This window comes from Bacillus sp. 2205SS5-2 (assembly GCF_037024155.1).
In the GTDB taxonomy this organism is placed as follows: Bacteria; Bacillota; Bacilli; order Bacillales; family Bacillaceae_K; genus Bacillus_CI.
Genome location: NZ_JAYKTS010000003.1, coordinates 41,572 through 61,273, shown reverse-complemented (window position 1 = coordinate 61,273; position 19,702 = coordinate 41,572). Strand labels below are relative to the sequence as shown.

Here is a 19,702-nt window from a genome sequence, read left to right as displayed (position 1 = left end):
GAGATAGGTATACATCCTCACCTATCTCTTAGCGAAACCAGCCTTTTTCTTTAAATTGCTTAATGGCTTCTATACGATTAGTTACTTCTAGTTTATCTAAAATAGTTGAAATATAATTGCGAACCGTCCCTGTTTTTATGCGCAACTCTTCAGCGATTTCCTTTGTGTTTTTCCCATCGGCAACGAGTTCTAACACTTCTTTTTCGCGATCCGTTAACGGGTTTTCATCACTGTACACATCATCCATCAGTTCAGGTGCATAAATCCGTTTACCGGCCATCACACTGCGAATTGAGCTAGCTAGCTCCTCACTTGGACTATCCTTTAATAAATAACCACTCACTCCTGCCTTTAGAGCCCGTTGAAAATAGCCCGTTCGAGCAAAAGTTGTTAAAATAATAACTTTGCTGTCTAAACTTTTTAATTCTTCTGCTGCCTCTAGTCCGCTTTTTTCGGGCATTTCGATGTCCATTATACAAACATCAGGATTTAGTCGATGGACCAGTGAGATGGCTTCTTTACCATCCCTAGCTTTTCCCACTACCTCCATATCCTCTTCTAAGTTAAGTAGTGACCCTAAGGCGCCCAACAACATCCCCTGATCTTCCGCAATGACGATTGAAATCATATTTGACCCTCCTTATCCGTCCCTTTGACTACGGTTGGCACCCTCATGATGATCGTTGTTCCTTCAATTGCGTTGATGTTAAGGCTCCCGTTAACAAATTCCAATCTCTCTTTAATCCCTAAAAGGCCACTGCCTTTTCCAACATCTTCATCCTCATTAATACCGATACCATTGTCTTTAACAACAATGCATATTTCATTCCATGATTGCTCGATGGTAATTTCGCATGTTGTCGCCTGACTGTGCTTCACAACATTTGTCACCGTTTCCTTCATGCATAAACTTAAAATATTTTCAACAAATAAAGAGACATTATAGAGGGAGTCCCGCTTATATTTGAATTCAATTTGAGCTGCTTTTAAGAATTGTTCTATATGAGCGATTTCTTCTTTAATTCTGATTCCTCTCATCTGTGAAACCATTTTTCTCACTTCATTTAAGGCCGTTCTAGCCGTTTGTTGAACGTCCTTTAACTCATCCTTCGCTTGTTCGGGATCTTTGTATATTAACTTCCTAGCTAAATCGCTTTTTAATCCAATAAGTGAGAGCTTTTGTCCCAACGTATCATGAAGATCTCGTGCAATTCGTTGTCGTTCTTCTTGTTTAACTAGTTCTGAAATTCGTTTATTCGCATCTTCAAGCTGTTCTTCTAATTGATCTTGTTTTTTACGATTATAAATATTGAACGGCAAAAGAATAACTCCAATATAAATAATGATAATAATCGGTAATTGTTTAAAAAATAACGCATCCTGAAGAACAACAATATTGTAATTTATGGAGACCGTCGAAGCTACTAAATGGATAATATAAATGGTCAAAAATCCGGCGCGATTTTTGATATGACCATTAAAGTAGGCAATAAAAAAGGAAAAATACACAAATTGAAACAGTATCGTTAGCGCAATTGAAACACCTATCATAATCGACGTCCACATATAAATTGGCCATTCTGTTGAAACAAACGCGAATCGTAACGAAATAAAAAAGATCGTTGTAAGCAGTAGCCCTACGATAATTTCAATTTTGGATGATGATTGAAAGATATAATAAAATGGCAGAATGCTGACAATGCTCCAAATGTAGGGAGAAGTTCCAGAGGCTTTCTGGAACTTCTGAAGTATCATTAAACTTTTGAGCATAATAGCACTCCTTTTATCCTAATCAGTGACCTATCTGCTATCTTATCACAGGTTTCTTTCTTTGTATGAGCTTCACTTGGGACAAAGCCTCTTTCTTTTCTTTTTCTTTTACTACTGTCTTAATTCCTCTATATCCAATAAAGTTTTTACTATCTTCATCCCATAAACGGAATTTAAGTGACTTTAAACTTGTCGCCAACGTTATAGTTGGTACTTTTTGTAAAATATCAATATTATTATGAGCCTCTTCCAGCATGTAATTCGGAACTCTTGGACTTAAATGATGGACATGGTGATAGCCAATATTCCCTGTTAAAAATTGCAGGACTTTAGGAAGCTTGTAGAATGAACTTCCTTCAACGGCTGCTAATACATACTCCCAATGTTCATTTTCTTCAAAATACGAATCTTCGAATGTGTGTTGTACGTAAAACAACCAAATTCCACCTACACCCGAAAGAAAGAATATTGTTCCTTGTACGATTAAGAATGGCGCCCAGCCAAGTGTCCAACCTAAAACTGCAACAAGACCAATAATGAGAATATTTGCAAGGTAGGTATTCAAGCGTTCATCCGATCTAGCCTCTTTACGATTAAATCGATTTTTAATCAGGAACACATATATCGGACCTAAACCGAACATCACAATCGGATTTCGATACAAGCGATATCCGATTTTCTGCATCTTAGATAATGCTAGATATTCATCGACCGTCAACATCCAAATGTCGCCGATTCCACGCTTGTCTAAATTTGAGCTTGTCGCATGATGGACAGAATGATCATGTTGCCACTGACTAAATGGAAACATCGTCATCACGCCGGTAATGGTACCAAGAATCTTATTAGCTTTTCGATTTTTAAAGAATGAGTAATGACAGCAATCATGAAAAATGATAAAAATTCTAACTAAAAATCCAGCTGCAACTACGCTAATCACTAACGTAAGCGCAAAGGAGATCGATAGACTTTGATAGGCAAGAAACCACAAGGCGAAAAATGGGATAAATGTATTCACCATTTGCCAAATGCTCTTTTTCAAATTTGGTGCTTCATAAGGGGCAATCTGTTTCCGTAATGCTTTGAAATTAGGTTTGGTCATCGGATTTTTTCCCTTCTTCTTTTAGTAAGGTTGTTTTCACAAAGTTTGTTGCTTTTTGTACCAGTCTATAAAATAGAATATAGCTTGGCTTCGGATCATCTTTTCATATTCATTTAAATGCAATCTCTGCAAAAATGGGTGTTTCCTCAAAATTATAGATTCAACAGCAACAATGCATATGAAAGAACCCTTAGTAATTTCAATATTATCTTAAGGATAATTTTTTGTGTAGGCATAGGTGTCATGGACAAAACATGACAAATGTCATACAGGTAATCCCCCCCAAAAAAATCAGCCATAAATTCCAAACAATTTGAAACAATTCACTCAGGTCATTCGTATAGTAATACAAGCAAATATATCCATTGAAAAGAGGGATTACTTTGGAAATCACTGTTACTGCACTTACACTAGTTGCGACTATGGTAGGTATCCTATTTTTATTCAATTGGTTAATGGGTTACCGAAAGGATTATCTTTTTTTTGATTTTGACGAGCGTTTTTTTGATCAAAACAACTATATAAACGCTATACAAGAAAAACTTAAAGCCCAAGGAAAAAAAGTACACTATGAAGGAAATGGACGATTCCTTATTGACGGTCGTCAGTTTTTGTTTTACGAAAGAAATGTTAGTATGAGTGGAGTTCCCCTACAGCGGACGATTTTAAAACCATCTAAGTAAATTCAACTCACCTCCCTTTCGTCCTATTTCTTCTAAAAGGCTGTTTTCGAAAAGCAACAATCTTTGCGAAAACAGCCTTTCCTAATGAAAAATTCTTCATTTCTAGATAAAAAGGAAGAAATCAATCGAAAAACCCTACTGCCTGTTTTTTCTTTGTGTCAAGAGCAACAATGTATACGAAAAGAGCCTTCTAAAAAAAGCCTCTACTTTAAGATTAGTAGAGGCTCTTTTTTCTATTCATTTTGATACTCAATCATCGCGACCGCTTCACAATGCATCGTTTGCGGGAACATGTCGACCGGCTGTATTTCAATTGTTCGATAGCCGCCATCCTCTAATACACGAAGGTCTCTTGCTAACGTCGCAGGATTGCACGACACATACACAACCTTCTTTGGCTTCATCGTTAAAATCGTCTCTAGCAAGTGTTCATCACAGCCTTTTCGCGGCGGATCAACGACTAACACATCTGCTTCAATGCCCGCTTCGTACCATTTCGGAATCACTTCTTCAGAGGCACCTACGTTAAATTCAACATTATCCATTTTATTTATAGCAGCATTTCGTTTGGCATCTTCAATCGCCTCTGGTACAATTTCAACTCCATACACTTTCTTCGCTTTTTGAGCGAGGAATAAGGAGATCGTTCCGATTCCACAGTATGCATCAATAACCGTCTCATCCCCCTTGAGGGCGGCGTATTCTAATGCTTTATCATATAAAACCTTCGTTTGTTCAGGATTTACTTGATAAAACGAACGAGCTGAAATCGCAAACTTCACATCACCAATGGAATCATAAATGACTTCTTCTCCCCACAGAACATTTGTTTCACTTCCGAAAATCACATTCGTACGTTTGCTGTTAATATTTTGAACTATCGACTTTACTCCCGGAATTTGGGCTTGAATTTCCTCAATTAATTGTTGTTTGTTGGCTAATTTTGCTGTTCTTGTGATAAACACAATCATGACTTCATCAGTTCGAAAGCCTGACCGAACCATCACATGACGGAGAGAACCACGATGTTTTTCCTCATCATATGGAAGAATACCATATTTTTCGCAAAGGTCCTTCACGAGTGAAACGACCTCATCATTTCGCTTATCCTGAATGATGCAATAAGGCATATCAACAATCTCATGACTACGTTTCGCGTAAAAACCAGCAACAACCTCACCATTTTGTAATCCAACTGGTACTTGTGATTTATTGCGATATCGCCACGGTTCGTCCATGCCTAGCGTCGGATGGATCGTAACCTCTTTTAGTTTACCAATTCGCTGCATCACATCACGCACATGCTTTTCTTTTGCTAATAGCTGACCTTCATAATTCATATGCTGAATTTGACAACCGCCACATTCTCGGTAGATGGGGCAGGGCGGTTCTTGGCGAAAAGGGCTTTCTTGATTGATCTCCAGCAAGCGTCCAAGACCGAAATTTTTGCTAGTTTTGATAATTTTCACTTTCCCTTTTTCTCCAGGTAGCGCATTCGGGACAAATATAGGGTAGCCGTCTACTTTTGTCACACCATTTCCATCATGAGTTAAATCTACAAACGTTGCGTCAATATAATCATTTTTCTTTACAGGGAGTTGTTTGCTCATAAATCTACTTCCTTTACGTTCATTTTTTGCTTTCCTGATTGTATCACAACCGCTTATACTATGGGAAACAAGGTTCTAGATAGGGTAAGGCATATTGCATTTATCCATTCTGGCTATATTCAAGAACGAGAAGGTGATAAAGGTGTTAATCAAATTCATTCGCTGCGTGGTGCCAACTGCCAACCAATCGACTTTTTCTACTGCTCAACAACAGTGGAAGTCTCTTGCCCAGGTTTCAGGCTTTATTTTTCAGTGTGGAGGTTGGAGTTTTACTCGTGAAGAAGCGTATATATTAGGACTTTGGGAAGACCGGCAAGCGTATGATTCATTTATGCAGGAGCAGCATGATGCCATCTTTGACCACAACCAGCAAGAGCGTACCTATACTCAAATTGAGGTGAAGTTAATTTCTGTTGAGACCACTAAAATACCCTTAAATTTTACTACAATTAACGGGAGATTAGGCTCTATTATTATTGGAGAAATTGAACTTCAAAACGAAAATTTCGTCTGGGAGATGGCGGTAGAAATTGAAAAGAACTGGAATGTAAGATCGGCACGAGAACGAGAATAGCAAAAGGAGTCCATAATCGGTCACAACGGTAGACAAGCCGATTGAAAGCTTCTTTTGGACGGCTTGTCTTATGATCTCTTGCCTTCGGAGTAGAGGATAAAACAACATGTAAAATAGTCTGCTTCATTCCAGTCATTCCTCTGCGGTCCAATGCTCACCCAAAACGTTTCTCTTGGAAATGAAAGAACCTCTTTCTTATGCATTTCGAGATTGATCGTAGAAAATACCAGCATAACCTCTCCTCCTTTTTAGGTACGAGACTTTTCATATACATTGTGGCTCTTTAGTCTAACTAAAGATGGAATTCTCCATTTTCGGGATGATTCCCATTCAAAATAGACCCATAGATGCACCGAAACAAAGCTATATCGCCTTTTATTGACTGGTTTGAAAAGCAACAAACTTTGCGAAAACAGCCTTTTTATTTACTATTCGATGAAACTTTTACTTTTTCAGTAATTTGGTTCAAAAAAAGCGAAAAGATGCATCCAAATCGATACTTTAAAGGGTATAGATATTGTTGAAAAAAAAACCTAGAAAAAACTCCCAAACAAAAGATGTCTAGGAGATTACTGTTAACAGTCAGTATTCTTTGCTACTTCAAGTCGTTGATCATCTACACGGTCTTCTTTCCGAATATTATCAAGTGGAACAAACACTTCTAAATGACGATAGAGGTTCTCAAATTCAGCTGGCAATAAGCCGCCAAATTCACCGTCCAAATTCAGTTGTACTTTTTCTTCCGCATAAACCTTCACTCGGTTCGCTTTACAATAAATCACATTAGGATCACTCAGATGCTCCCCCCGTATGGCGAGTGAGGCAATACGAATAAACTCAGCAAGATTACATTTTTTTAAAATTAACAGTGTAAATAGGCCATCATTAATAGAGGCATCTGGTGCTAAGCGTTCAAATCCACCGACTGAATTGGTTAAGCCGATTAAAAAGAGCTGAACTTCTCCTTCAAACAGCTTGCCATCATACTCTATCGACACTTTGGAAGGACGTAAAGAAGGGAGCATTTCAATTCCTTTTAAATAATATGCCAGTTGACCCAGCATCGTTTTCAGCTTACTTGGCACTTCATAGGTTAATTCAGTTAAACGTCCTCCACCTGCGATATTAATAAAATATTTTTCATTCATTCGGCCAATATCAACCGGGATCGTATCACCCTTTATGATAATATCCACCGCTTTTTCAATATCTTTAGGTAAATGAACTGCACGGGCAAAGTCATTGGTCGTGCCCATTGGGATAATTCCAAGCTTCGGCCGATAGTCTTGATCCGCAAGACCATTCACGACCTCATTTAACGTGCCATCTCCTCCGGCTGCAACGACTAAATCATACTTCCGCTCCACCGCAACTTGAGCTGCCTTCGTCGCATCTCCTTCAGATGTGGTCGCATGACAGCTTGTTTCATAACCAGCTTGTTCTAATTTCATTAACACCTCTGGAAGATGCTTTTTAAAAAGCTCTCGTCCAGAGGTCGGATTGTATATTATTCTTGCTCTTTTCATAACCTCATCATCCTACTCATCAGAATTCCAAACCATAATTCCATCTTTTAACATCATAACGTAACAACAAGAAGCTTCGCAATATTTGTCTTACTTTAGTTTCTCAAAAAAGTATCATACACCTTTTCACTCTGAATTTCTAGCACAATTTCTCTATCTTCTCTCTACCCGCCAAAACCTATTCAATGCACAAAATCGGTAGCAGGTAGTGCTGCCGCTGGGCTACGAAAAGCAGAGTGCATTGTGCTGCCGCTAAACTTTCTCGAGTTAAATTTTTTGAGGGATCACACAACAAAAACCCTGCAGATGCAGGGCTTACATATATTAGCATTACTTGAAGATAGTAACGTCTCGATCTTGCAGAAACTTTACAGCTGCTTCTAAAGCTTCATCCTGAAAACCATAAACCTTTTGAACTGCATCTCGCCACTTAGGATAGCTTCGCATTTGGTATTCTCTTATGTTGCGGTAAGTCATCACCTTTAACGATTCATTCTTTAAATAGTAACAGGTGTTACCTTGAAATTTGACAGCCGTAATTCGTCGCATATTCTGATTGTCAGCTGAATCTTCATATGATTGATCGATATCAGTTGAAATTTCGGCTTCAGTTAACGGCTTCCATTCAATTCTTTTCTTCACAAAAGACTTGCCGTTACTCCGACGATCAATTTCAAAAACATCATAATCCTTTTGAGTGAAGGTGATTTCTTCTCCAAAGCCATGTAAAACTTGGAATTTTTTTTGATCTAAAACAACCGGCTTCATTATTGGCGAGCCATAACCAACATCTACGTAGTACCGTCTTCCTTCAAGAGTCACCATCAGCCCCAGATGTCCTGGATTGACACGCACATAATTCGTCTGAAAACCAAGCTCATTGAGTAATCTTGCAAAGTTAATATTGAGTGTAAAGCATGTTCCTCCCCAATGTTGATGTTCCAAGTTATCCATGAACTCACTAAACGCCGGGATAGGTTGTGGACCATGTACAAAATAATGAAACTTGCTAATAGTTTCATAAGGAATACGAAGAAGATGATGTTGAATTAAACGCTGTAAATAATTACCGCCAGGCGGTTCTTTCTGCAAATACAAATGGTTCACATATCTATCCACTAGCTCCTCCACAACCTATTTTTTCAACTTCTTCAAGATGACTAATTGGTAGGTATGTGGAATAGTGACGAGCTCCTGCATCGCATATGTATGAATAAGATGCTCTTTCAATTCATTCATTACTTCTTGACGGCGATCCGCCTTCTCCTCTGCAAGCCAAGAAATCGACTCAATTCGGTCACACCATTGGTCAATGGTAAATGAAACCTCATACTGTTTCTTGTACATTTCGATGATATCAAAGCCCCCGTCTTCCCACTCAGTAAACCACTCTACAGGAAAACCATTAATTCTTTGTTTACTTTCGGCCTTAGAACCTGGCGCTTTAACAGTACTTCTTTTTTGCAAAAACGATAAAGTTTCTTGAACGAGTGGATGAGTCAGTGAAAATCCTGAGTCTCCTACTATCATCACACCATGATTTTTCAAGATTCGATCCACTTCTTTAATCGTTTTTTCACGATCAAACCAGTGCCATGCTCGAAAGACGGTGACAAGATCACACTCTTGATCTTGAAGGGATGTTTGTTCAGCATATTCCTTGCGATAGGGAACCGATGTCAAATATTTCTCATTCAGTTGCTGTGCGACATCAATTAAGGTCGAAGGCTCAATACCGACTACTTCGCCTCCTCTTTTATGGATCTTTCGCGTAAGTACTCCTGTTCCTGCGCCTATATCCGCTATCCGCTTACCTTTAAACTGTATTCCTCTGAGAGCTAAACTCTCAAAAAAATTATTCGGAATATCATCGCGTGACTTTAAATACGGTTGGGCTACTTTCCCGAAATCTATTTTCATGTATTAGTCACCCTTTCCTCCAATTATTTATTTGAAAATTCCTAATGAATTTACCCTATTTCACAAAAATGAAAACCTATTCATTAACTATTTCGATATCTCTATCTCAACTCCTGCCAACTATATTAGAAAGATGATGATTTTAACTACACTTCCTTCAAAAAACAAAAAAACAGCAACTAAGCTGTTTTAATTAGGCTGTTTTCGCAAAGATTGTGGCTTTTCGTATCAGTTAATCATCTGTGATATAACTTTGTTTCGGGCATCAATTACGAAAAGCGGAAGTGGCTGCCCAGGGACGGCAGGCATCTGGCAGGACACGCAGTGAAGCCTGCTTCACGTAGTGGGCTGACAAATGCCCGAGTCCCTAGCCACTGCAGCTGGATCACGAAAAGCGGAAGTGGCTGCCCAGGGACGGCAGGCATCTGACAGTACACGTAGTGAATCCCGATTCACGCAGTGGGCTGACAAATGCCCGAGTCCCTAGCCACTGCAGCTGGAGCTGGATTCGTCTGTTTTTAATAGAAATCAACAATGAAATGGAGGGTTTAGTCAAAAATCAAATGATATAGCCACAATGTATACGAAAAGAGCCTTTAATTAAGAATGAGCTGAAACTTTCTTCTCATTTATTCTTGCTACATTACTGGTCGAAACATTTTGTAAGTCCGGTGTATACCCGTCGACCATAATGTTTTTTTCTTTTTGGAAATAATCTACAATCTCTTCATCAAATTCAATCTCCACTAATTCACGTAGATCATATAAACGAAGAGCAACCATAATCGAAACAATATGAGCAACCGTTAAAGAGTTTTTCTTAAAATGAACTAGTTCATTGATTGTTGCCACTCGGAGTCCGGTTAATCGGTGGAGATCTCCTTGAGTCATGCCTCGCTCTTTTAAAATACTTCCTAGCTTAACATTTACTTTATGAGGAAATTTATCAAGAGTTTCTTTCACAATGTCGTTTGTCTTAAGGTGTATCATATTCTTCCTCCTCACTTCTATACCATTTTAACAACAATAACGGTATTCCGTGAATAGGAAGTGACTGGAAATTCATTTTAGACTAAAAATTGATGGTACAAGGATGTTTTTAAACTGTTATAAACTTCTTCTCGTAAGTCAAGATCATGGATATAGGCACTCGTGAGATTCGTAATCATCTCTTTCTGTTTTCCCATGAAAGATTCCTCTTCTTTTGGTGGAAGCTTGGCACGTTCATCCTCGACCAGTTTTTGCACTTTAGGTGCACGTGGTCCCCATACCAATTTTTCTTTTCCTGCCTCATTGAAAAAAATAAAAATTGGAATTGCTCGTGAAACACCGTTTGTTAAATATTGATCCATCAATTCCAAGTGCGAATCTCGTTGTAAAAAAGAGGATTCGATTCCTGCTTCTTCCGCAACCTTCATTAATATTGGAATATTAAGCATTGCATCCCCACACCAATCCTCCGTCAATACAATTACTTTTAGGTTCTTATTTTTTAGTTTCTTTAAAAATGGAATATCCATGTGAGGAAGTCGAAAGCTCTCGTAAATATTTTGAAGGTTTTCGTGATGCACATTCATAGAAGATTTATAATCAGCAAAACTCATTCCTTTTTCGAACCACCGTATTAAATTCATCTACATTCCTCCTAGTTATCTAACTCAAGAATACCTAATTCAACGGGAAATTACCAAGAGGGGAGCCTCAGAAATCTAATCTAATCATTTTAATATCTATTATTTCAATGCTTTTCATACAGTATTGCATATAATCAAACGTTTGATTGAACCCCTCAATTCTTTGCTCTGATTAAGCATGTGCTCCTTATGAATTCAATAGCAACATAAATTACGATAGGAGACCTATCTAAAGTAGTTATTAACATTTTCCAAACCCCTGGAAATCTCTTTTATACCAACTTCAATTTTATCCACTTTTACATTTGAAATATGTAGCTTTAAGAGTCGTTCTCGATAAAATCCCTCTAAATAATTTCCATCAATAGATTCTAATAAAATACGCTTTTGTGTTAAATAATGAATGAGCTTTTTCATATCGACCTGTTTAGGCAAAAGAATATGGCTGTTCATGGTAACTTCTGTGGGCTTTTCATACATTGGTAAATGCGTTTCGAGAGAGCGTTGAAGGATTTTTGCTCTAGCAGTATAGATTTGACTGACTTGTGCTCGGTATCGTTCAAACATACCGCTTTTCAAATAAATCTCTAATGCTGCCTGTGAAATCATCGAACTATCAATATCGGTAGTGTTAATAAATTGTTGAAAACTTCTTTTCAATGCATTTGGCAGGACCGCGAGCCCAATCCGCAAACCAGGAAACATTATCTTAGAGAAACTTTTCACATAAATAACCCGTGCATTTACATCCTTCGTAAATAGTGGATCGATTTTTGGATTTTGTTCAAAATCCGCTAAATAATCATCCTCTACAATGTACACATCATATTTATGGGCAAGTTGGAGAATAGATTCCTTTTCTTTCTTACTATAAGACGTTCCTAAAGGATTATGAAATCGAGGCATTGTATAAAAAAACTTAATTATCCCCTGACGAAAAATCCGTTCTAACTCTTCTAAATCGATGCCTTTTGTCGTGCGTTTAATCCCAACAGCTTGTAGTTGGTACGTTTTTAAAAAGTCCATATATAGGTGATAGCTTGGTTGTTCTACAAGGATGGTTGTTCGGTTATTTGGAAACGGCATAACGCTTAGTAACGAAAGGGCACGTTGAACACCGGCAGTAATAAAAATATTGTCTATGTTTGTAAATACTTGATACTTCTCTAGCAATTTTTTTGACTCTGTCAATAATGAGGACAGCCCTCTGGGCGTACCATATCGAAACAAATCTTCTTGATAGGTATCGATTGCTTTATTGACGCAGTGTAAAAAATCATTATAAGGAAAAGCGTGCCACGTTGGTGACGACGTTGCAAAGTCGATGGAATCAGGGGTGGATGGTTTATGTGGAGCTTGATTGTCTACAACATAATACCCACTTTTAGGCATGGAATAGATCAAATGCTGGTCTTCTAAATTCTTTAGTGCGGTTAGTATGGTACTTTTACTACAAGAATAGGATTGTGCAAGATTGCGGATAGAGGGCAACTTTGCACCCGATTTTAGGTCTCCTATTGTAATTTGATAACGAAGATCCTCGCCTATCGATTCATATTTGAGCATAAGTACCCCCTAACATATCTGTATCGGTACAGATACTTATTTTTTCTAACTATATAATAGTAATCTTTTAATACAATAGTTTTACCGGCCGGATACAAATTAGAGAGGATAGGTTTTATGACTAATAAACCCAAAACATATATCGCAGCATGTATGTATGCATTCATTATTGGACTTTCGTTCATGTTTGTCAAAATAACCTTAACCGTTGCCAGTCCATTGGATACGCTCGCACATCGATTTACGATTGCATTAATTGGTGCAACCCTTTTAATGAAATTTCATAATGTTAATTTAACTTTCAATCTCCGAGATCTCTTTCAAATCCTACCACTTGCCATATTTTATCCATTGTTATTTTTTTCATTGCAGGTGTTTGGACTGGTTCATACCTCCTCTTCAGAAGCAGGAGTTATTCAAGCAACTGTGCCTATCTTTACTTTAGTGCTTGCGGGAGTATTTCTGAAGGAGAGATCCACCCCCATTCAGCTCATCTTCATTAGTTTATCGGTATCTGGAGTAATCTACTTGTTGTTTATGAAGGGAGTGGAAGCAGAAATAACAAATTTAATTGGAAGTGGATTCATTTTACTATCAGCTATAGCATCCTCAATGTATCAGGTATTTGCTAGAAAGTTAACCCAACGCTTTTCACTATTAAAATTAACTTATATTATGACTTTAATTGGGTTTCTAATGTTCAATGGAATGGCTGTTAGTAATCATATGCTCAACGGTACAACTAAACAATTTTTCCACCCTTTTATGCACCTGGAGTTTATTCTCTCCATAGCGTACTTAGGTATTTTATCTTCACTCGTTACTTCCTATCTCTCAAATTATGTCTTATCTAAAATAGAAGCATCAAAAATGAGTGTATTTAGCAATCTTGCCACACTCATTACAATTATTGCTGGAGTCATTTTTTTGCAGGAAGAACTTCATTTCTATCATATCATAGGATCTATTGTGATCATTATTGGCGTTGTTGGAACTAATTATTTCGGTAAGCCCACCAAAAAATCAAACAATAAGTTATCTTCTGTTCGAAGGAGCGCTAACCAGCAAGTATCCTAATGTTTAAAGTGAAATCGGCGGACAAAGTAGCATTTCCTGACTTGATTTAAGGTTTCAAACCATAATGTATTGTTTCGTCTGAGTATGAAAAAAATTAGTTCGTTAACAATCAGACCAATGATGAAAAAAATATACTTTATCCAAGATGCCGACCTCCCTTTCGAAAACAGTCTATTGTAAAGACCATTTTGACTAATTTAATTCAAATTGTTTTTTACTTTAACTGTTTTCGAATGCTATTTATCCAAGTATTCATCAAGATAGATTTATTAAAAAAAAGAATAGGCAGCCTATTCCTTCACACTCAACAGTCTATCTTTTATCCACTTTACTTCTCTCCCTAAATTGCCTGTTCAAGTAATTTCTTTAAGGCTCTTTTCGTATACATTGCTACTCTTGACACAAAGAAAAAAACAGGCAGTAGGTTTTTTTCGATTGATTTCTTCTTTTTTATCTAGAAATGAAATATTTTTCATTAGGAAAAGAGCACGAAATCATACAAGTCAAGGGATTCCTTTTTATTCGAAAAGCCGCAATCTTTGCGAAAACAGCCTTCTCTTAAAAAGAATTCCCGAGTACAAGTGAGGACTTTTCATAAACCGGCTAATTATTCTGTTAGTCTGGGCTTGAAATAAGGTTAACATCTCCTGTTGTCGTTTTGACTTTCACTTTAGGTCCATTGCCAGTTGTATGAGAATAATCCCCATCGTTTTTCACTTGTAATTCTGGCCAATCGACAATAAAGTCTCCTGTGGAAGTGTCGAAGGAAATGGCATATTCCTTTGGTACAGTTTCCACATCTATAAGAATATTGCCAGTTGTTGTTTTCAATTCAATATCTTCCTTCAGTTTTCCTTGGATTTCAATATCTCCTGTTGTTGAGGTTAGTTCAAGATTGGCATCGAGCTCTTTTCCTGTCATATTCCCCGTAGTGGTTTTACCTTCTACGACTTTCCCATTAAACTGATTCATTCTGACATTCCCTGTGGTCGTGTGATAACGAAATGATTCCCCGTCAAAATCTTCTATTACAAGATTTCCTGTCGTGGATTGAAGCATCAATTTTTTTATCCCGTCTTCAGGGATATAAACAGTTGCTTGCACGTTTGCTGAACGGAAAAAGCTAACGAGAGATTTTTGCTTTTCAACTATTTCAATCTCTAAACTTTGCCCATACTTCTTATCTTTAATTTCTACTTCAACATTTTCAGTCGCATCTCCTTCTAGACTAACGACAATCTCATTTTTCTCATTCATTTTGTACTGAATATCGATTGTGGTGGAACGAACTGAGAGTTCCTCTACATCTCCTATAGAAAATGATTCATTAATAGATACTGTTGTTCTCCCAACCTTGAAACCACCTGTACTAAAAAATAAAACAGCTCCACCTGTGATGCCGATTAAGAGCAATATTACTCCTGTTAGTGCCATTTTTTTTATCATATTAATCACCCCTTACGACCTTTCCCATCCAATATCCATATTTTTTAAATAGCCAAACATATCCTTTAGCAAAAACAGTACTGACAGCACCTAAAACCAGTCCAAACCCAACAGTCGTCATACTCGTAAATAGAAGGCCTAACCCCCGTGGCCAGCCGGTTAAGCCTTGAAATTCTACATCAAAGCCGAACAGAATACTTAAAGGATCTACTATCAATACGAGAACACCAGAAACGATTAAAGCAATCGCTGATACACAAAACCCTAGAATTGTCGCTCCGATTCCAATGGCAGGACCTAAAACAAAAATTAAATTAAATAGGATTAGCAATAGAATCAACATGATTTTTGTACCCTTAGAACCCGAAGAAGGTGGTGGTAGTGGTTTTGACGGAGTTTCTTTGGGTGCTTTCTTTTCTTTTTCTTCTACCCAAATCTTCGCCGCCACTTCTTCAGGAGTACCTAAGTATTCCATCATTTCCTCTACTTCCTTTTCATAAGAAAACCCCAGTTCGATCCTTCGGTTGTAGTGGTCCATTATTTCTTTTTGACGCTCTGTTGGTAGATCAAATAAAGCTAACTCCAATCTTTGTAGATACTCTTCCTTTGTCATACACTCACCTCTCACATTCTCTCCTATTAAAGTAATTAACGATTTAAGAGTAAAATCCTTTTTCTTTTAGAAAAACATTTAAGATGTACGATTCTTCAGGATTTTTAAAGGCTGTTTTCCCAACAAATGTTACTTTTCGAATAGGAGCATCATTCTTTCATTGTCTAACTTCATGCTCTTTTCCTAGGGCAATTTCCGCAAGGTTTGTTGCTATTTGTACCCGTCAATAAACGTTGATATAGCTTTATTTCGGGACATCTCTTCGCCTGTTTTAGATGAAATAGTAATAATGTATACGAAAACTCTATGACGACGACCATGAATAAAAGTCGTTTTAATCCCAGTAATGGTTTTAGACTGATTTATTTGGGAAATGCTAAATAATTTAGATATACTTACATATTCCTTTTTTCATAGAAAGGTCCTTCCTTATCGAATAACTTTTTCATTTCTAAATTAAAAATAAGAATTAAGAAAAAACTATCTGCCTTTTTTTCTTTGTGGTAGGAATAACAAAGTTGCGAAAAGAGCTTAGCTAAAGGATTTTTTTGAATATTTTGTTGATTTAGCATATAAAAATGGATGGAAACACACCTTTCTTTCCTCAGTTCGAGTAAAAAAATAATGAGAAAAGATGCCCGAAGTCATTCTTTATCACTAAATAAGGACTAATTCGAAAAACCACAATCTTTACGAAAACAGCCTTGCTAAAACATTTATTATTTCTATGTGCTTACATCAAAAAAAAGACCATGGTCAGCTGACCATGATCTTTACTAGATTAGTAGATTCCCACTGCATCAAATGCTTGATTGACACTGTTCACTTCTGCACTACTTGCACCGTATAAGTCTGTTGCGCTTTGAATCGTAGCTGACCGTAATTGACTAAACGTGGAATTAGGTGTTAAGTATTGAGTCAAAGCTCGGTAGAATGTGTCACCAATCTTGTCCCTTCCAATCCCATTTACTGTCACACCGTAATGCTTACCACCTTCACTTAAAAGGTAGGCTGCTTTATTCACTATGCCACTATTAATATGGACGCCCCCGTTATCCCCTGTTCCCGTGTAACGAACCGAATAATGATCTGGGTCATTATATTTGCTTGGATTACTTAAGGATCGAAGAGCATCATTTGCCACTCCTGGTGTATAGATGTCCTCACCCAATTCCCAATCTGGATTATTATTAGCATGAAATTCAACTAATGTTCCAAAAATATCAGACATTGCTTCGTTGATTGCACCCGACTCATTTTGGTACACTAGATCTGCAGTTGTATCTGTTACCGCGTGTGTTAATTCGTGTGCAACTACATCTAGTGACCCAGAAAGTTCTACAAAAGTGGTCCCATCACCATCACCATATACCATTTGCTGACCGTTCCAGAAAGCATTGTTATAGCTTCGACTGTAATGTACCGTTGATTTCAGTGGAGCTCCCAATCCATCATAACTATTTCGGTTAAACACATCTAAATAATAATCATACGTTACACCAGCATAGTGATGAGCATCTACTGCCGCTCCGTCATAGGAGGCATTTAATAGATTGTCTGCATCTCCCCATAAGCTGCCAGGAAGTCGATTGCGGTTTTTAGCGTCGTATGTGAACACTCCACCTCCTCTGGTATTATCTTGTAGATAATAGGTTGATGAAGATAAGTAGGTGTTGAGAGATTTTTGATCTCCTAACACACCCAGACCAGTTCCAACTGCATTCGTTCCACTAGTAGAACCTCCCCCAGGCTTTCCTCCATTTCCTTTTCCATCTGCGATTTCATTTATCTTATTCAATACCTTTCCTGTGGATGCATCGATAAAGTAGTTCCAATTCCCAGGTTCAGGGTATAAGAAATTAAGATTAACTTTATAGGCATAGTGTGCTTGATCTCCATCGACAAACACAACTAAATCTGAATTCGGGGTGTACTCATATTCTGGTTTTTCTTCCAATGATTGAGCAAGATCTTGTTCAGCTAAAAAAACGGCCTCTTGTTTTTTTAGTTTATTTCCTTCTTTTAAGCTGGATTTACTTGCTAAGTTCGGTTGTGCAGCACCTGAAATGGCGGTCAACACACCTTTTGAATCCACATGGGCTGTCACAACGGCTCCGTATACAGGCGTACCTTTATGCACCTGTTGAAGGCGGAGGTATGTATATCCTAAGTTATCCTCTTTCTTTTCTTTCACTACAAAAGAGGTTTTCGCATCTCCTGCAAATTTGAACTTACTACTATTCTCATTAAAATAACCAAACACGACATCTTCAGCTTTTTTGCTAGAAGCCTTTGTTAATTTACCTGCGATAAATTCAGGCGTCCCGTTCTTTTGGCTCCAATTAATCTTCTCTTTAACATTCGCTGCCCCAAATGCCGTTGATGAGACCATCGGACTTGCGGCTAATCCAGCTGCTAACCCTAATACTAGTAACTGCTTTTTCAAATAGAAACACTTCCTTTTCTTAATTTTGTTAATATTCAGAACATTAACAATACATAATATAATACAGTTTTTAGTATATTGCTAGTTTTCATTCACTCTTTTATTAAAAACAGGATGAACTACCCATTCCTCTGCATGAAGCTGAATATTTTATCAAGACTATTGAAGTAGGAAACTAGACCTTTACCCTTCCTATACAAACCTCATTTGACTAATCACTATGAATGGCGAAAAGAGAGCCTCCATTCAAACAAAAGGAACTTCCCCATGGGGAAGTTCCTTTTGTTTGAATGTGGTATTCTCTATCGTTTATTTAGTTCTTGCAGCAATAACGTATTAATTATTTGTGGGTTTCCTTGTCCTTTTGTAGCTTTCATCATTTGACCGACAAGAAAACCGACTGCTTTTTTCTTTCCATTTTTATAATCTTCAATTGATTGTTCATTTTGATTAAGTATTTCTGTAATGATTTTCAGTAATTCGCCCTCGTCAGAGATTTGAACAAGTCCCTTCTCCTTAACAATGACTTCTGCGTCACCGCCTTTTTCAACTAGTTCTTTGAAAACGGTTTTCGCAATTTTAGAAGAAATTACGCCAGATTCGATTAATGAAATCATACCAGCAAGACTCTCAGGAGTTAGTGCAACAGCCGATAACTCTTTTTGTTCAGCATTTAAGTAAGCAGACACCTCTCCCATTAACCAGTTTGATGCAAGTTTTGCTTCTGCTCCTGCATCAACCGTTGCTTCAAAGAAATCCGCCATTTCAATGGTCATAGTCAAAACTTTAGCATCATGTTGAGGTAATCCCAGCTTCTCTGCATATCGTTTTTGTCGTTGATCTGGAAGTTCAGGAATTTCCGCACGAATCCGCTCTTTCCATTCTGCATCAATATAAATATCCACTAAATCAGGCTCAGGGAAATAACGGTAATCATCTGATCCTTCTTTTACACGCATTAAAAGTGTCTTGCCATTCGCCTCGTCAAAGCGACGGGTTTCTTGTTCAATTTCTCCACCAGCTATGAGGACTTCTTCTTGCCGCTTCTCTTCGTATTCCAATCCCTTTTTTACAAAGTTAAATGAGTTTAAATTTTTCAATTCTGTTTTCGTTCCCAATTCCGCTTGTCCTACAGGTCGAAGTGAAATATTCGCATCACATCGAAGGGATCCCTCTTCCATTTTGCAATCGGATACGCCAGTATATTGCACAATGGCTTTTAGTTTCTCTAAGTAAGCATAAGCTTCCTCTGGAGTACGAATATCAGGTTCTGACACAATTTCTACGAGTGGTGTTCCTTGACGATTGTAGTCACAAAGCGAGCCGTCTGCTGTATGAGTTAGTTTACCTGCATCTTCCTCTAAATGAAGACGAGTAATCCCTATGCGTTTTTTCTCACCATTCACTTCGATATCGATCCACCCGTTTTCGCCGATAGGTTTATCGAATTGAGAGATTTGATAGGCTTTCGGGTTATCCGGATAAAAATAGTTTTTCCGATCGAATTTAGTCACATCAGCGATTTCACAATTAAGCGCCATCGCAGCTTTCATCCCAAATTCAACAGCAGTTTTATTTATCACAGGAAGAACTCCTGGATACCCTAAATCGATAACATTGGTATTCGTATTAGGTTCCGCACCAAAGTGATTAGGTGCAGATGAGAAAATTTTGCTATTTGTCTTTAACTCTACATGAACTTCGAGTCCAATAACCGTTTCAAATTTCATTCTGT

The 19,702-nt window shown here is 37.7% G+C and carries 19 protein-coding genes; 4 read left to right on the top strand and 15 right to left on the bottom strand.

All coding sequences use genetic code 11. The annotated features are described in order from the left end of the window. Positions 1-28 precede the first annotated feature (28 nt). Genes U8D43_RS02775 through desA form a run of 3 tightly spaced genes read right to left on the bottom strand, consistent with a single transcriptional unit; the run spans position 29 to position 2,872 of the window. Positions 29-628, bottom strand: coding sequence for a response regulator (locus tag U8D43_RS02775; protein WP_335869447.1), 600 nt, complete (start codon positions 626-628; stop codon positions 29-31). Beyond that, positions 625-1,770, bottom strand: coding sequence for a sensor histidine kinase (locus tag U8D43_RS02770; RefSeq protein WP_335869446.1), 1,146 nt, complete (start codon positions 1,768-1,770; stop codon positions 625-627). Before U8D43_RS02770 ends, U8D43_RS02775 begins: the two co-directional genes overlap by 4 nt. Before the next feature lie 37 nt (positions 1,771-1,807). Further along, the gene (gene desA, locus U8D43_RS02765; protein ID WP_335869445.1) at positions 1,808-2,872 is read right to left on the bottom strand and encodes a Delta(5) desaturase DesA; all 1,065 of its coding nucleotides are present in this window, start codon (positions 2,870-2,872) and stop codon (positions 1,808-1,810) included. Positions 2,873-3,255: 383 nt separating this feature from the next. Between desA and U8D43_RS02760 the strand changes: the two genes are divergently transcribed. Then, positions 3,256-3,555 (top strand): hypothetical protein, encoded by a 300-nt coding sequence (locus U8D43_RS02760; protein ID WP_335869444.1) that lies wholly within the window; start codon positions 3,256-3,258, stop codon positions 3,553-3,555. Positions 3,556-3,788: 233 nt separating this feature from the next. On the opposite strand, the gene rlmD is transcribed toward U8D43_RS02760, so the two are convergent. Next, positions 3,789-5,165, bottom strand: coding sequence for a 23S rRNA (uracil(1939)-C(5))-methyltransferase RlmD (rlmD, locus tag U8D43_RS02755; RefSeq protein WP_335869443.1), 1,377 nt, complete (start codon positions 5,163-5,165; stop codon positions 3,789-3,791). A 142-nt stretch (positions 5,166-5,307) separates the two neighbouring features. On the opposite strand from rlmD, the gene U8D43_RS02750 reads away from it, so the two are divergent. Next, the gene (locus U8D43_RS02750; protein ID WP_335869442.1) at positions 5,308-5,739 is read left to right on the top strand and encodes a DUF4937 domain-containing protein; all 432 of its coding nucleotides are present in this window, start codon (positions 5,308-5,310) and stop codon (positions 5,737-5,739) included. A 68-nt stretch (positions 5,740-5,807) separates the two neighbouring features. On the opposite strand, the gene U8D43_RS02745 is transcribed toward U8D43_RS02750, so the two are convergent. From U8D43_RS02745 to U8D43_RS02730, 4 genes are all read right to left on the bottom strand, one after another. Beyond that, positions 5,808-5,972, bottom strand: coding sequence for a hypothetical protein (locus U8D43_RS02745; protein WP_335869441.1), 165 nt, complete (start codon positions 5,970-5,972; stop codon positions 5,808-5,810). A gap of 342 nt (positions 5,973-6,314) precedes the next feature. Then, entirely contained in the window at positions 6,315-7,265 is a 951-nt protein-coding gene (locus tag U8D43_RS02740) for a diacylglycerol kinase (RefSeq protein WP_335869440.1), read from the bottom strand. 330 nt (positions 7,266-7,595) lie between these two features. Then, the gene (locus tag U8D43_RS02735) at positions 7,596-8,384 is read right to left on the bottom strand and encodes an arylamine N-acetyltransferase (protein WP_335869439.1); all 789 of its coding nucleotides are present in this window, start codon (positions 8,382-8,384) and stop codon (positions 7,596-7,598) included. Positions 8,385-8,399: 15 nt separating this feature from the next. Continuing rightward, positions 8,400-9,185, bottom strand: a complete 786-nt coding sequence (locus tag U8D43_RS02730) for a class I SAM-dependent methyltransferase (RefSeq protein ID WP_335869438.1) — start codon at positions 9,183-9,185, stop codon at positions 8,400-8,402. Positions 9,186-9,540: 355 nt separating this feature from the next. On the opposite strand from U8D43_RS02730, the gene U8D43_RS02725 reads away from it, so the two are divergent. Continuing rightward, on the top strand, positions 9,541-9,672 hold the full coding sequence (locus U8D43_RS02725) for a hypothetical protein (protein ID WP_335869437.1): 132 nt from the start codon (positions 9,541-9,543) through the stop codon (positions 9,670-9,672). Positions 9,673-9,785: 113 nt separating this feature from the next. Here U8D43_RS02725 and U8D43_RS02720 read toward each other — a convergent pair whose 3' ends face one another. From U8D43_RS02720 to U8D43_RS02710, 3 genes are all read right to left on the bottom strand, one after another. After that, positions 9,786-10,175 carry a helix-turn-helix domain-containing protein gene (locus U8D43_RS02720; protein WP_335869436.1) on the bottom strand — a complete coding sequence of 130 codons (390 nt, stop codon included), beginning with the start codon at positions 10,173-10,175 and terminating at the stop codon, positions 9,786-9,788. Between the two features lie 77 nt (positions 10,176-10,252). Beyond that, positions 10,253-10,819: a thioredoxin family protein gene (locus U8D43_RS02715; RefSeq protein WP_335869435.1), complete on the bottom strand. Its 567-nt coding sequence runs from the start codon at positions 10,817-10,819 to the stop codon at positions 10,253-10,255. 225 nt (positions 10,820-11,044) lie between these two features. After that, the gene (locus U8D43_RS02710; protein ID WP_335869434.1) at positions 11,045-12,385 is read right to left on the bottom strand and encodes an aminotransferase-like domain-containing protein; all 1,341 of its coding nucleotides are present in this window, start codon (positions 12,383-12,385) and stop codon (positions 11,045-11,047) included. A gap of 117 nt (positions 12,386-12,502) precedes the next feature. Between U8D43_RS02710 and U8D43_RS02705 the strand changes: the two genes are divergently transcribed. After that, a complete protein-coding gene (locus U8D43_RS02705) occupies positions 12,503-13,462 on the top strand; it encodes a DMT family transporter (protein ID WP_335869433.1) in 960 nt (319 codons plus the stop codon). 615 nt (positions 13,463-14,077) lie between these two features. Here U8D43_RS02705 and U8D43_RS02700 read toward each other — a convergent pair. The 4 genes from U8D43_RS02700 to gatB form a co-directional block, all read right to left on the bottom strand. Then, complete coding sequence (locus U8D43_RS02700) at positions 14,078-14,908, bottom strand: DUF4097 family beta strand repeat-containing protein (RefSeq protein WP_335869432.1); 831 nt, start codon at positions 14,906-14,908, stop codon at positions 14,078-14,080. Between the two features lies 1 nt (position 14,909). Beyond that, positions 14,910-15,521 (bottom strand): DUF1700 domain-containing protein, encoded by a 612-nt coding sequence (locus U8D43_RS02695; RefSeq protein ID WP_335869431.1) that lies wholly within the window; start codon positions 15,519-15,521, stop codon positions 14,910-14,912. Positions 15,522-16,302: 781 nt separating this feature from the next. Beyond that, positions 16,303-17,967 (bottom strand): M4 family metallopeptidase, encoded by a 1,665-nt coding sequence (locus tag U8D43_RS02690; protein WP_335869430.1) that lies wholly within the window; start codon positions 17,965-17,967, stop codon positions 16,303-16,305. Positions 17,968-18,269: 302 nt separating this feature from the next. Further along, on the bottom strand, positions 18,270-19,697 hold the full coding sequence (gatB, locus tag U8D43_RS02685) for an Asp-tRNA(Asn)/Glu-tRNA(Gln) amidotransferase subunit GatB (protein ID WP_335869429.1): 1,428 nt from the start codon (positions 19,695-19,697) through the stop codon (positions 18,270-18,272). Positions 19,698-19,702: the final 5 nt, after the last annotated feature.

Excerpts from the sequence above, each read along its gene's own strand:
- U8D43_RS02740 (WP_335869440.1), bottom strand. The coding sequence starts at position 7,265 with ATGAAAAGAGCAAGAATAATATACAATCCGACCTCTGGACGAGAGCTT.
- rlmD (WP_335869443.1), bottom strand. The coding sequence starts at position 5,165 with ATGAGCAAACAACTCCCTGTAAAGAAAAATGATTATATTGACGCAACG.
- U8D43_RS02700 (WP_335869432.1), bottom strand. The coding sequence starts at position 14,908 with ATGATAAAAAAAATGGCACTAACAGGAGTAATATTGCTCTTAATCGGC.
- U8D43_RS02705 (WP_335869433.1), top strand. The coding sequence starts at position 12,503 with ATGACTAATAAACCCAAAACATATATCGCAGCATGTATGTATGCATTC.
- desA (WP_335869445.1), bottom strand. The coding sequence starts at position 2,872 with ATGACCAAACCTAATTTCAAAGCATTACGGAAACAGATTGCCCCTTAT.
- U8D43_RS02745 (WP_335869441.1), bottom strand. The coding sequence starts at position 5,972 with ATGCTGGTATTTTCTACGATCAATCTCGAAATGCATAAGAAAGAGGTT.
- U8D43_RS02715 (WP_335869435.1), bottom strand. The coding sequence starts at position 10,819 with ATGAATTTAATACGGTGGTTCGAAAAAGGAATGAGTTTTGCTGATTAT.
- U8D43_RS02770 (WP_335869446.1), bottom strand. The coding sequence starts at position 1,770 with ATGCTCAAAAGTTTAATGATACTTCAGAAGTTCCAGAAAGCCTCTGGA.
- U8D43_RS02720 (WP_335869436.1), bottom strand. The coding sequence starts at position 10,175 with ATGATACACCTTAAGACAAACGACATTGTGAAAGAAACTCTTGATAAA.
- gatB (WP_335869429.1), bottom strand. The coding sequence starts at position 19,697 with ATGAAATTTGAAACGGTTATTGGACTCGAAGTTCATGTAGAGTTAAAG.
- U8D43_RS02725 (WP_335869437.1), top strand. The coding sequence starts at position 9,541 with ATGCCCGAGTCCCTAGCCACTGCAGCTGGATCACGAAAAGCGGAAGTG.
- U8D43_RS02775 (WP_335869447.1), bottom strand. The coding sequence starts at position 628 with ATGATTTCAATCGTCATTGCGGAAGATCAGGGGATGTTGTTGGGCGCC.
- U8D43_RS02730 (WP_335869438.1), bottom strand. The coding sequence starts at position 9,185 with ATGAAAATAGATTTCGGGAAAGTAGCCCAACCGTATTTAAAGTCACGC.
- U8D43_RS02695 (WP_335869431.1), bottom strand. The coding sequence starts at position 15,521 with ATGACAAAGGAAGAGTATCTACAAAGATTGGAGTTAGCTTTATTTGAT.
- U8D43_RS02710 (WP_335869434.1), bottom strand. The coding sequence starts at position 12,385 with ATGCTCAAATATGAATCGATAGGCGAGGATCTTCGTTATCAAATTACA.